Below are 12,483 nucleotides of genomic sequence, written 5' to 3'. Positions count from 1 at the left end.
GGAAGCCCGCCCGCAACCTGGATTAAAAATTGGCTATTTACCTCAAGAACCTAAACTAGATCCGAATCAGACGGTACGTGAAGCGGTAGAAGAAGCTATGGCTGAAGCGAAACACGCATTAGCTCGATTAGACGAAGTTTATGCGGCTTATGCCGATCCTGATGCTGATTTTGATAAATTAGCCCAAGAACAAGCCAAATTGGAAGCGATTATTCAAACGCATGATGCACATAATCTAAATAGTCAATTAGAACGTGCAGCCGATGCGTTACGCTTACCTGATTGGGAAGCTAAAATTGAACACTTATCAGGGGGGGAACGCCGCCGAGTCGCGCTATGTCGTCTGCTATTAGAAAAACCTGACATGTTATTATTAGATGAACCAACGAACCACTTAGATGCCGAATCGGTCGCTTGGTTAGAACGCTTCCTACATGACTATGAGGGGACAGTGGTGGCCGTCACCCATGACCGCTATTTCCTCGATAATGTGGCAGGCTGGATCTTAGAACTGGATCGTGGTGAAGGGATTCCTTGGGAAGGCAACTATTCATCTTGGTTAGCGCAGAAAGATCAGCGATTAGCTCAAGAAGCCTCGACCGAAGCGGCGCGCCGTAAATCGATTGAAAAAGAGCTCGAATGGGTAAGACAAAATCCAAAAGGTCGACAAGCAAAAAGTAAAGCGAGACTTGCTCGTTTTGATGAGCTAAACAGCACTGATTACCAAAAACGTAATGAAACCAATGAATTATTTATTCCACCTGGGACACGTTTAGGAGAGAAAGTCATCGACGTTGCGCATTTGAGTAAAGCTTATGGCGATCGTCTATTAATCGATGATCTCTCTTTTAGTATTCCTAAAGGTGCTATTGTTGGTATCATCGGTCCTAATGGTGCGGGTAAATCGACACTATTCCGTTTATTATCAGGGAAAGAACAACCTGACTCAGGTAGCATTACCCTTGGTGAAACGGTCCAGCTTGCTTCGGTAGATCAATTCCGCGATAGTATGGATGATAAAAAGAGTGTCTGGGAAGAAATTTCTAACGGTCAAGATATTATGCGTATCGGTAACTTTGAAATCCCAAGCCGTGCTTACGTTGGTCGTTTTAATTTTAAAGGGGTAGATCAACAAAAACGGGTCGGTGAATTATCGGGGGGTGAACGCGGACGTGTGCATTTAGCTAAATTATTGCAAGTGGGCGGAAATGTATTACTGCTTGATGAACCCACCAATGATTTGGACGTTGAAACGTTACGCGCCTTAGAAAATGCCTTACTTGAATTCCCAGGTTGTGCATTAGTTATCTCGCATGATCGTTGGTTCTTAGATCGTATCGCAACACACATTATAGACTATCAAGATGAAGGTCATATCGAATTCTTTGAAGGCAACTTTACTGAATACGAAGAGTGGAAAAAACGTACGCTTGGTGCCGATGCCTTAGAGCCGAAACGCGCAAAATATAAACGTATTACCAAATAATCAATGACGGTTATATCCGTTTAAATAACGGATATAACCGATGTCGCGTTGACGCAACTACTTGTCGCCTAGCCTACTGATTCTATCTAGCTAGGCGAATTTAATAATGACCATACCTAAAATAAGCGTAAGAATTCCCAGCCAACCGCGCCAATTTAATTGTTGTCCAAAAAAAACTAATCCAGCTAAAGCGGTCGCAACGACACCAAATCCGCCCCACAACGCATAAGCAACAGATAAATCAAACCCTTTAACAGCTTGGGAAAAACAGGTAAACGCCGCTAAAACAAAGGTTAACGATAATGCGCCCAACCAAATGCGTTTAAAACCATCAGAAAGTTTCAAAAAGATATTTGCTACAATTTCTAGCAATGTAGCAATAATTAGATAAATAACATGATAATATTCAACATTCTGCATAATGGTTTCCTTAGCCTTGTAGCTTTTGATCCGACTTAGTTTTAGCTTTAATACTCGTTCCTGATTTTACTAATGATAAACCGATCAATAACATTAACAATCCGAACGCTTTTACCCAATTCATAGGCTCATTAAACAGCATAATACTAAAAATGGTAATAAAAAAAGTGCCAATCCCTTCCCACAATGCATAGGCCACCCCCAATGCAATACGCTTAATAGCTATAGCTAAACAGATATAGGAACAGGTGATCATCACATACATCACTAAGTAACCGAAATGTTCACCCGTCATACTGGCATGTTTCATTGAAAGGGTCGAGACGATCTCAGTGGCGATGGCGATAACTAGGTAAACCCAGTACAACATAAAAACTCCAAAATATTTTAAAATTATTGTAATTTGAATTAATTAACGTAAAAAATAGGTAATGGCAAATTGACTAAAACCGTTAGCAATAAAAGCTAACATGTTAAGCGTCAAGAATCATCATCAGTAATAATAGAAGTGGTAATAAAACCAAAAGAAAAAGGTTATTGTAATAACATTAAAAAATTATTTATATTTATAATAAAAACAGTAACATATCCTTTTTTATCCATAATTATACTAGCATAATTATGGATAAAACCCAATCTGTTAACCTGAAAATAGTCACTTAATCATCGCGCTTCTCAAATTAATGTACTAAGAAATTGCTACCTAATAAGAGCAATGATGGCTAGCAACATGATGATCTTCATTAACTATTTTCGCTTATCTGTTTATAAAAATGACCTTTACTTATCTAATACAATGAGCCAGATAACATTATAAATCATCTGGATAACGTCTACCACAGTACAATTACCATTGATTTAGTCCATTTTTTTACCGTTTATTGAAAATATGCTATACAGTACTTATATAAACTACAATATTATCTTAATCAAATAATGGTATAACCTGATGAAACGTTTACTAATACTATTCTTACTTATATATCTCTATCTTGAAGTTAACCTGTTTGTGACCATTGCCAATCAACTGGGGGTACTGTTTACCCTTATTGCTTTTTTTACTACATCATGTATTGGAATGTCGTTATTAAAAAGACAACGTTTGACATCTATTTTATCAATGCAACAAACACATTATTTTGACGGAAACGATCTACAGCCATCGAAAAAAAGTATGGCAACACTGTTAGCGAGTTTATTACTGGTGATTCCTGGCTTTTTAACCGATATCCTTGGCGCATTTTTACTGATTCCTAGCGTACAAAACCTATTTAGCAATTATGTTATCGCCAAAATAAAGCGTCATCCTTACTTCAATTTTGTATTCACTTCTAGAAACGCTTATACAAATCAGAACGATGATATTATTGAGGGAAGTTTTTCACATAAATATGACGATAAAATAGGCAAATAAAAAATTTTTAGTGAGATAGACTTGAAGATTAAAAGCAAAATCCCCATATTGTCAGGTAATAATAGGAAGTTCTCATTGATGAACTTATTTTCTACCTTTAAATAAAATCATTTAATATAAAATTCAGTTATAGGAGAGACTAATGAACATTCGTCCATTGCATGATCGAGTTATCATCAAACGTAAAGAAGTAGAATCTAAATCTGCTGGAGGTATCGTTTTAACTGGCTCTGCAGCTGGCAAATCAACCCGTGGTGAGGTAATTGCTGTCGGTAACGGTCGTATTTTAGAAAATGGTCAAGTTCAACCTTTAGATGTGAAAGTAGGTAATATCGTTATTTTCAATGAAGGTTATGGTGTTAAAACTGAGAAAATCGATAATGAAGAAGTTTTAATTCTATCAGAAAACGATATTTTAGCCATCGTTCAAGAATAATTGAATTAAATATTAACGAATACAAATTTTAGGAGAAGTGACAAAATGGCAGCTAAAGACGTAAAATTTGGCAATGATGCGCGCGTAAAAATGTTACAAGGTGTTAATATCCTCGCTGATGCAGTAAAAGTTACCCTAGGACCAAAAGGACGTAATGTGGTTTTAGATAAATCTTTTGGTGCGCCAACGATTACTAAAGACGGTGTTTCTGTTGCTCGTGAAATCGAATTAGAAGATAAATTTGAGAACATGGGCGCACAAATGGTTAAAGAAGTAGCGTCTAAAGCCAATGATGCAGCAGGTGATGGTACAACTACCGCAACCGTTCTTGCACAAGCAATTGTGAACGAAGGGTTAAAAGCTGTTGCAGCTGGCATGAATCCAATGGATTTAAAACGTGGTATCGATAAAGCGGTAACCGCGGCAGTAGAAGAGTTAAAAAAATTATCTCGTCCATGTTCAAACTCAACTGAAATTGCTCAAGTGGGTACGATTTCCGCTAACTCTGATGCAACAGTTGGTAAACTTATTGCTGAAGCGATGGAAAAAGTAGGCAAAGAAGGGGTTATCACCGTTGAAGATGGTACAGGTCTTGAAGATGAATTAGATGTCGTTGAAGGTATGCAATTCGACCGCGGTTATTTATCTCCTTATTTCATCAATAAACCTGAGACCGCAACCGTTGAATTAGAAAGTCCATTCATTTTATTAGTTGATAAAAAAATCTCTAATATCCGTGAGTTATTACCAGTACTCGAAGCGGTAGCAAAAGCAGGTAAATCACTGTTAATCATTGCCGAAGATGTAGAAGGTGAAGCTTTAGCAACCTTAGTTGTGAATACCATGCGTGGTATCGTTAAAGTAGCTGCGGTAAAAGCACCTGGTTTTGGTGATCGTCGTAAAGCCATGTTACAAGATATTGCTATCTTAACGTCTGGTACTGTTATTTCTGAAGAGATCGGTCTAGAGCTTGAAAAAACAACTTTAGAAGATTTAGGTCAAGCGAAACGTGTGGTTATCAATAAAGAAAATACCACGATTATTGATGGTATTGGTGACCAAGCACTGATTGAAGCACGTGTAAACCAAATTCGTCAGCAAATTGAAGAAGCGACCTCTGAATATGACAAAGAGAAGTTACAAGAACGCGTTGCAAAACTAGCTGGTGGTGTTGCAGTAATTAAAGTTGGTGCAGCAACAGAAGTTGAAATGAAAGAGAAGAAAGCGCGTGTTGAAGATGCATTACATGCAACACGTGCAGCCGTTGAAGAAGGTATTGTTGCTGGTGGTGGTGTAGCGCTAGTACGTGCAGCAAGTTCGATCACTGCGCTTAAAGGTGATAACGAAGATCAAAACGTCGGTATTAAAGTAGCTTTACGTGCAATGGAAGCACCACTACGTCAAATCGTGACTAACTGTGGTGAAGAGGCATCCGTTGTTGCTAACTCAGTCAAAGCAGGTCAAGGTAACTATGGTTATAATGCATCGACCGAAGAGTACGGCGATATGATTGCAATGGGTATCTTAGATCCAACTAAAGTAACCCGTAGCGCATTGCAATACGCAGCGTCTGTTGCTGGTCTTATGATTACGACTGAATGTATGGTAACTGATTTACCTAAAGATGATAAAGCTGATTTAGGTGCTGCTGGTGGTATGGGCGGCATGGGTGGTATGGGTGGAATGATGTAATTCATTTTCCCTCATTGATTCCAAGTTACAAAAAAAGCGCTGTTAACAGCGCTTTTTTATTTAATGCATAAAATCAATATTACTACACCTTTTTATAGTAAATTAGTCAGAAGCTAGTTTAGCCAACCAATGATGAAATCATCAACCGCTTATCGCATTATGAATGGGTAAAAAAAGTAAAAAAACCAATTAATATCAATACGATACCGCCTAATATCTCTGCACGCTTACCGATAAGCATACCAAGATTTTTACCTAATAAAATACCAATAGTCACCATTATACAGGTGGCAAGACCAATACATAATGCTGCCAGACCAATATTAACACTGGCAAAGGCTAAGCTAATTCCTACCGCAAAAGCATCAATACTGGTTGATATAGCGGTTAAAATTAACATAAAAAGCGACTCGGTTTTAGCCTGACGCTCTTCACACGCGTCTCCGCTTTGTTCGCGCCCATTCACAATCATACGGCTTCCGAGAAATAGCATCAGTGCCAAGATAACCCAATGATCCCACTGAGCGATATATTGCACAGCGACATACCCCAATAACCAACCTAAAATCGGGGTAATGGCTTCAATAAAACCAAATAAAACCCCCACTTTTATGGCATCGCTCAATCGAGGCGTTTTCATCGCTACACCTTTACAAATTGCCACAGCAAAGGCGTCAGTCGACATCGCCAATGCAATTAACATTAGAGGAAAAAAATTCATTGCTCACACTACCTATTATTTTTTTATTAAATTAATTATCGCTATAATTAACGATTGATTGAATTGCTACTTCCACGCTATTTCATATATAAAATAGACAATGACGTCTCTTGATAAATAACGTTTTACTTTTGTGGTGAAAGCGATAACAGTAAAGCTAACTGTTGCTCAGCTTCTTGATGTCGCTCTTGTAATCTTAAGCAGTGAGCGTAATGTTCTATCGCTTCAATCTGCCATTGAAAATCATTTCGCTTGATGGCGTGATCAAAATAATACTTAGCATCTTGATATCGTCCACTATGACATAAAAAACGCCCGTACTGGATGAAAAAAGCGCCGGATTTAGATCGTAGCCGTACTAACTGTTGATAGTAATAGTCTGCTTGTTCAGGTTGCCCAATTTGTTGATAAAAACGAGCCATAACCAATAAAACAGCCTCACTATTCGGTGAATATTGCTTAGCTAATAATAAATTTTGATAAGCAAGCTGCTGATAATAACGATTTTCGGGCTGACTATCAAGATAAGCGATGGCTAATTTTAATCTTGCCTCTGTCGCACGCTCCTGATCAAAATCAGTCAACGAGGGAGAATGACACCCAGACAGATAAAATACGAACAATATAATCAATATCCATTTTATCTGTCTCATATCAACACCTTTATATTAGGTTACTGGGATAACTACCTCAAAATACCTGCTGAATATTAATCCCCTTGTCAGGTCTGCTATTTATCTGTGTGCGCTTGGTTCTATCAATAACATCACCTGCTAACTGACCACAAGCGGCATCAATATCATCACCGCGAGTTTTACGAATAATGACGGTATAACCATACTCCATTAGCGTTTTCATAAACCGATCAATACGTGTATTAGAGCTGCGATCATAAGGTGCACCTGGGAAGGGGTTCCAAGGAATCAAATTAATCTTACATGGCGTATTTTTTAATCTTTCTGCTAACTGCTTAGCATGTTCAACGCCATCATTAATCTGATTTAATAATACGTATTCAATCGTCACTTTACCATGATTAGCGTTCGATACCGCCAAATAACGGTTAACCGAATCAAGCAACATCGTCATATTATATTTTTCATTAATTGGCATAATCTGATTACGAATCGTATCATTAGGCGCATGTAAGGAAATAGCTAGCGCCACATCAATCATTCCTGCCAATTTATCTAAAGCCGGCACCACTCCCGATGTAGACAAGGTCACACGACGCTTAGATAAACCATAGCCAAAATCATCAAGCATAATTTCCATTGCCGGTACGACATTGGTCACATTAAGTAAAGGTTCCCCCATTCCCATCATCACAACATTAGTAATAGGTCGTTGCCCAGTTACCCCAGTATTGCCGATAACTTTTGAGGCGCGCCATACTTGACCAATAATTTCTGACACGCGTAAATTGCGATTAAAACCTTGCTGTGCGGTCGAACAAAAACGACAAGCTAACGCACATCCAACTTGCGACGATACACACAACGTCGCCCGATCACGCTCAGGAATATATACCGTTTCGATTTGTTGATTACCACCAACCGACAACGCCCATTTAATCGTACCATCTTTAGACCGCTGTTCCACCGCAATCTCAGGTGCTGAAATTTCAGCAATGGCTTTTAAACGTTCACGTAATTTTTTATTAATATCGGTCATTTGATCGAAATCATCACACCCAAAGTGATAGATCCACTTCATCACTTGATCGGCACGAAAAGGTTTCTCGCCTAATTCAGCAAAAAACTCACGCATAGCTGGACGAGTTAAGTTTAATAAATTAATTTTTTCAGATGATGAAAAAGCTACTTGATCATGATCAATAGCAGGATTATTGTGTAACATGGAGGCCTCGTTTTTACACATTACGGCAAAGAGCACTATAAAGAGCGGTGATTATACTGATTTTCATTGAACTCGCCAATGTAAATTGGCCGATAAATAAATGATTTTTCGACCTTGTTAGCAAATAATTTGCCTATTTTCTGTGTTAATATCACTCTATTATTTAATAACTTGGTATGATGATGAAGATCTTTATCTCGCTTTTAGTGACAATCCTATTTATGACGACACATTCAACATTTGCAGCAACCGTTCCCTTAAACGAACTAATTGGGCAATTCAATGAAAAAACCCATCCCAATTACATTAATTTAGACCATACTATTTTGCCCGTGAATAAACCAAATATGTATTTACAAAAACCGGTCGCTGAAAAATTAATCGAAGCGTATCAAGCCTTTAAAGCTGAACACCCAACCTTGCCGTTTATCATCATCAGTGCCACCCGTAACTATGCTTATCAAAACGGGATTTGGCAACGTAAATGGAAGACACTCTATACAAAATATAAAAATAGCCATAAAACGGCAGATGCCATCTTACAATACTCTTCAATGCCAGGAACATCACGTCATCACTGGGGAACAGACGTTGATATTACCAGCCTTGAATCAAGTTATTTCCTACAAGATCAACAAGGTAAAATCCTATACGACTGGTTAATAAAAAATATGCCTAAATATGGTTTTTGTCAGTCGTTTACCCAAGGTCGTAAGGTCGGTTACCAACCTGAAGAGTGGCATTGGTCATATCAACCAATTGCGAAACACTATATAGCCCAATACCGTTACTATATGGATAAACATCCTGAACAGATCATCAATAAACTTAATTTTGCTGGGCATAACAACCTTAACCTGAAAAAATTAATTAATGATTATGTATTCTCCATTAATCATCAATGTTATTAATTCGATTATTGCTATTCACAATACTTAATTAATGATCTGACATCCGCTACCCCTTTTGGGCGACTATCTCGGTACGCTTGATATTAACTGATTAATTAATATGCCATGAACGGTCACGCAAACCGCTCATGGTTTACTGCCATTAACACCACCGATACACGTTTAGATTACCTTAATTCAATATAGGTGAGTTTCGATCCTAATAATAATCCCTTTAACAATGATTTATGACGCAATACCATCGCCTTTTAGTACAGTTTAAAAAATAATCTAATTCGATTAAACTAATAAATTAATTCTATTGATAATAAAAATATCTCAGACACAATAAGGGGGAAGAGTATGATAGAATCTGACTTACTGACGCCTATGTCATCTTCAACAACATCAAACGCTTATATATTAAAAATAACCAATAAACATCTACCTTTCTCGATCTTATCCATTAATGGCACAGCGTCACTTAATCAGCCTTGGCGCTATGAAATTGTTGTTACCTCAAGTGATGCGCAAATTCAGGTAGATGCTATCCTTGCTCAACATGCTACCTTAACTTTTCAGCCGCCATCCCGTCCTATTTTGTTAAATACACTCAGTTCATTAACCCCACCAACTTTACCTCGTACGTTATATGGTGTAATAACCGAATTTAGTCAAATTGCCGTGAATCGACAGGAAGCACGCTATAAATTGGTACTCGAGCCACGTTTGGCTCTACTAAAATTACATCATTATAGTGCGATTTACCAAAATCAGAGTGTAATTGCCGTGGTGGAGCAGGTATTACGTAAACATGGCTTTACAGGAATAGATTATCGATTGGATTTGCGTGACACCTACCCGATGCGTGAATTTATCACCCAATGGCAGGAGAGTGATTTAGCCTTTATTCAACGTATTTTAGCGGATATTGGCGTCTGGTTACGGTTTGAAACGGATAATGAGCATAACTGCGAAGTCGTCATTATTAGTGACAACCAACAGGGCTTTGCAGAAGGTGGCGTTATCACCTATCAACCACCGAGTGGAACCGATGATAGCGGCACGCACAGTGTCTGGGATTTACAACTACAAAGTAAAATGGTACCCCAATCCGTTCAAGTGCAAAATTATAACTATCGTCAAGCAAATAGCGATCATCTAGCGCAGGTTAATAGCCAACCTGACGATAACACCACCGAAGGGAATCACTACTTATATGGTGAACATTATCAGAAGAAGGGCGATATCGACACCCCTGAATCAGGCACATGGTATGCCACTCTTCGTCATCAGCAATATATCAGCCAACAGCGAATTATCACAGGCAAGAGCAACCAATATAATTTAACGCCAGGACAGCGGATTATCATTAACCATGCCCCTTTAGCGCAGGATATCAGTCAGGGATTAATTATTCTCAGTACCCATGGCACTGGTAACCGTAGCGATAGCTACCAATTAACCTTTACCGCCATCCCATTTAACCAATTAAAACCCTATCGTCCGCCAGTATTACCTATGCCAAGAATCAACGGGACTCTACCTGCAAGGGTGACCAGTCCTGATAATGATACATATGGTTATATAGATACACAGGGTCGATATCGGGTTAAATTTAATTTTGATTTAAATGAGTGGCAACGCGGTCAGGAGAGCTTATGGCTACGCCTAGCTAAACCGTACGCTGGCGAGACCTATGGTTTTCACTTTCCACTAATTGATGGGACCGAAGTCGCTATCGCTTTTACTCAGGGTAATCCCAATCGTCCGTATATTGCGTACGCCTTACATAATAGTGTGCACCCTGACCCAATCAGTACCAAAAACAAACATCGTAATGTTATTCGCACGCCAGCCAATAACAAATTGCGCATGGATGATAAACGCGGTCAAGAACATATAAAATTGGCTACCGAATACGGCAAAACCCAGCTCAATCTTGGGCATATTGTTGACCAGCAAAAAAACCCGCGTGGAGAAGGATTTGAACTGCGTACCGATAAATGGGGGACGATCTCAGCCAATAGCGGCTTATATCTGACCACAACCACGGCACCTAAAGCTAAAGATAAACAACTGGACATGCAGCAAGTCATAACCCAACTAGAAAATGCGTTATCCATTGCCAAATCTTTACAACAAACAGCCGATAACGCTAATGCTTATCCTGCCGATATCGAAAGTCAACGGCAATTAACACAAAGCCTAACTAACCTTAGTCAAAATGGGTTATTGGCTTATGCTGAACAGGGAATAGGATTAACCAGCCCAGAAAATATTCAATTATCATCAGGCAACACCACGACGCTCACAGCGCAAGCCAACACCGATATTAGCAGCTTAAAGAAAATCACCCTAGCAGCCGGTGAAGCATTAAGCTTTTTTGCTCACAAAATGGGGATAAAACTGTTTGCTTCCAAAGGCAAAGTAGAGATACAAGCACAAAATGATGCTTTAGCATTAATGGCGAAAGATAACCTAACCATAGACAGCGTTAACGGAGAAACCACACTCACTGCCGAGAAAGGGATCACGCTACTTAGTGGTGGCAGCTATATCAAAATTAGCCAACAAGGGATTGAATTAGGGACTGAAAATCCGATCCGATTAAAATGTTCCTTAATTCAAAAAATGGGGCAAAAATCACAAAGGTATGAACCGCGTTACTTACCGGCTTTCTGTGATAGAAATTACAGTTTATCCCTTGATTTTCGTGATAGTGACTTATCACCAATGGCAAATGTACCTTATAAAATTAAATTCATCGGCGGTAAAGTGATTGAAGGCGTATTAGATGAGAACGGCTATGCTTATCATGAATCGGTACCGTTAGAAAAGGGCACCGTCACCTATCACTTACCCGACCCATTGCCAGAGACAGCGTGGGGGGATTATCAACCATTATTAACAGAATTACAAAAAATAAATGAATAAGGATAATCAACATGGAATTTTCAGAAGCGTTTAAGAGTGCTTTAGCCTTCTTTAAAGCCTTTCCTAATCATATTAAAGACAAGTTAGTCGCCTCTGCCGCATGGGTATGGGAGGTACTTCAGGGGGATTTTAATGAAGAGCAAACTACCGCCCAAATGGCCACGGGCACGGTCATCTCCATGATCCCATTCGTCGATCAAATTTGTGATATTCGTGATATTATCGCCAATGCTAAAAAAATTAATCAGGATACCGGTGACACCATGGCATGGGTGGCGCTGGTCTTGACTTTAATTGGACTCTTTCCCGTATTAGGCTCGCTGGTTAAAGGCTGTTTAAAAATTTTATTTGCACCGATAAGACGTCTATATTTACATGCTGGTAATAAAGTTAAACAACACTTGCTAACCCTAGCGGTTGAAAAAGGAATAAAGCAGTTACATATTTATTTAGATACCCCTGCGGTACAAAAAACATTAAAAGCCTTAAATATTCATCAACCACTTAAATATCTCGCTAAACATTTAGAAAGTTTACAAAATAATCTAAGTAGTAAACAACTGTGCGCAGTTCTGGATGAGATGCTCGAAGTAATAAATAAAATTTTTAACCAAATTAATCCTCTAT

The 12,483-nt window shown here is 38.7% G+C and carries 11 protein-coding genes and 1 pseudogene; 7 read left to right on the top strand and 5 right to left on the bottom strand.

Translation table 11 applies throughout. The annotated features are described in order from the left end of the window. Positions 1-1,486, top strand: a 1,486-nt coding sequence (gene ettA / locus O970_RS03910) for an energy-dependent translational throttle protein EttA (protein ID WP_024495856.1), incomplete at its 5' end; no start/stop codon positions are given. A 90-nt stretch (positions 1,487-1,576) separates the two neighbouring features. Here ettA and mdtI read toward each other — a convergent pair. Together mdtI and mdtJ are read right to left on the bottom strand one after the other, a co-directional pair. After that, on the bottom strand, positions 1,577-1,906 hold the full coding sequence (mdtI, locus tag O970_RS03905; protein ID WP_024495855.1) for a multidrug/spermidine efflux SMR transporter subunit MdtI: 330 nt from the start codon (positions 1,904-1,906) through the stop codon (positions 1,577-1,579). A gap of 10 nt (positions 1,907-1,916) precedes the next feature. Beyond that, positions 1,917-2,276: a multidrug/spermidine efflux SMR transporter subunit MdtJ gene (gene mdtJ, locus O970_RS03900; RefSeq protein WP_036562585.1), complete on the bottom strand. Its 360-nt coding sequence runs from the start codon at positions 2,274-2,276 to the stop codon at positions 1,917-1,919. Positions 2,277-2,855: 579 nt separating this feature from the next. Here mdtJ and O970_RS03895 point away from each other — a divergent pair. The 3 genes from O970_RS03895 to groL all read left to right on the top strand — a co-directional run bounded on the left by O970_RS03895 (position 2,856) and on the right by groL (position 5,448). Continuing rightward, positions 2,856-3,320 (top strand): FxsA family protein, encoded by a 465-nt coding sequence (locus O970_RS03895; RefSeq protein ID WP_024495854.1) that lies wholly within the window; start codon positions 2,856-2,858, stop codon positions 3,318-3,320. A gap of 142 nt (positions 3,321-3,462) precedes the next feature. Then, positions 3,463-3,756 (top strand): co-chaperone GroES, encoded by a 294-nt coding sequence (locus O970_RS03890; protein WP_024495853.1) that lies wholly within the window; start codon positions 3,463-3,465, stop codon positions 3,754-3,756. 45 nt (positions 3,757-3,801) lie between these two features. After that, a complete protein-coding gene (gene groL, locus O970_RS03885; protein WP_024495852.1) occupies positions 3,802-5,448 on the top strand; it encodes a chaperonin GroEL in 1,647 nt (548 codons plus the stop codon). A gap of 157 nt (positions 5,449-5,605) precedes the next feature. Here groL and O970_RS03880 read toward each other — a convergent pair whose 3' ends face one another. From O970_RS03880 to rlmN, 3 genes are all read right to left on the bottom strand, one after another. Further along, a complete protein-coding gene (locus O970_RS03880) occupies positions 5,606-6,169 on the bottom strand; it encodes a manganese efflux pump MntP (protein ID WP_024495851.1) in 564 nt (187 codons plus the stop codon). A 125-nt stretch (positions 6,170-6,294) separates the two neighbouring features. After that, positions 6,295-6,822, bottom strand: coding sequence for a hypothetical protein (locus O970_RS03875; RefSeq protein ID WP_130575719.1), 528 nt, complete (start codon positions 6,820-6,822; stop codon positions 6,295-6,297). 37 nt (positions 6,823-6,859) lie between these two features. After that, positions 6,860-8,029: a dual-specificity RNA methyltransferase RlmN gene (gene rlmN / locus O970_RS03870; protein ID WP_051318594.1), complete on the bottom strand. Its 1,170-nt coding sequence runs from the start codon at positions 8,027-8,029 to the stop codon at positions 6,860-6,862. Positions 8,030-8,250: 221 nt separating this feature from the next. On the opposite strand from rlmN, the gene O970_RS03865 reads away from it, so the two are divergent. The 3 genes and pseudogenes from O970_RS03865 to O970_RS03855 form a co-directional block, all read left to right on the top strand. After that, positions 8,251-8,940, top strand: coding sequence for a M15 family metallopeptidase (locus tag O970_RS03865; RefSeq protein ID WP_166667077.1), 690 nt, complete (start codon positions 8,251-8,253; stop codon positions 8,938-8,940). 342 nt (positions 8,941-9,282) lie between these two features. Continuing rightward, on the top strand, positions 9,283-11,856 hold the full coding sequence (locus tag O970_RS03860; RefSeq protein WP_051318593.1) for a type VI secretion system Vgr family protein: 2,574 nt from the start codon (positions 9,283-9,285) through the stop codon (positions 11,854-11,856). A gap of 11 nt (positions 11,857-11,867) precedes the next feature. Next, positions 11,868-12,483, top strand: a pseudogene (locus O970_RS03855) (hypothetical protein); the annotation flags it as partial.

The sequence above is a fragment of the Candidatus Schmidhempelia bombi str. Bimp genome, assembly GCF_000471645.3.
GTDB classification, from domain to species: Bacteria; Pseudomonadota; Gammaproteobacteria; order Enterobacterales; family Orbaceae; genus Utexia; species Utexia bombi.
The sequence above is the reverse complement of the archived record's forward strand: the minus strand, read 5'-3'. Positions and strand labels throughout refer to the sequence as shown.

What these genes read in the sequence shown, in the direction of transcription:
- O970_RS03895 (WP_024495854.1), top strand. Translation starts at nt 2,856, where the DNA reads ATGAAACGTTTACTAATACTATTCTTACTTATATATCTCTATCTTGAA.
- mdtJ (WP_036562585.1), bottom strand. Translation starts at nt 2,276, where the DNA reads ATGTTGTACTGGGTTTACCTAGTTATCGCCATCGCCACTGAGATCGTC.
- mdtI (WP_024495855.1), bottom strand. Translation starts at nt 1,906, where the DNA reads ATGCAGAATGTTGAATATTATCATGTTATTTATCTAATTATTGCTACA.
- O970_RS03890 (WP_024495853.1), top strand. Translation starts at nt 3,463, where the DNA reads ATGAACATTCGTCCATTGCATGATCGAGTTATCATCAAACGTAAAGAA.
- rlmN (WP_051318594.1), bottom strand. Translation starts at nt 8,029, where the DNA reads ATGTTACACAATAATCCTGCTATTGATCATGATCAAGTAGCTTTTTCA.
- O970_RS03880 (WP_024495851.1), bottom strand. Translation starts at nt 6,169, where the DNA reads ATGAATTTTTTTCCTCTAATGTTAATTGCATTGGCGATGTCGACTGAC.
- O970_RS03860 (WP_051318593.1), top strand. Translation starts at nt 9,283, where the DNA reads ATGATAGAATCTGACTTACTGACGCCTATGTCATCTTCAACAACATCA.
- groL (WP_024495852.1), top strand. Translation starts at nt 3,802, where the DNA reads ATGGCAGCTAAAGACGTAAAATTTGGCAATGATGCGCGCGTAAAAATG.
- O970_RS03865 (WP_166667077.1), top strand. Translation starts at nt 8,251, where the DNA reads ATGACGACACATTCAACATTTGCAGCAACCGTTCCCTTAAACGAACTA.
- O970_RS03875 (WP_130575719.1), bottom strand. Translation starts at nt 6,822, where the DNA reads ATGAGACAGATAAAATGGATATTGATTATATTGTTCGTATTTTATCTG.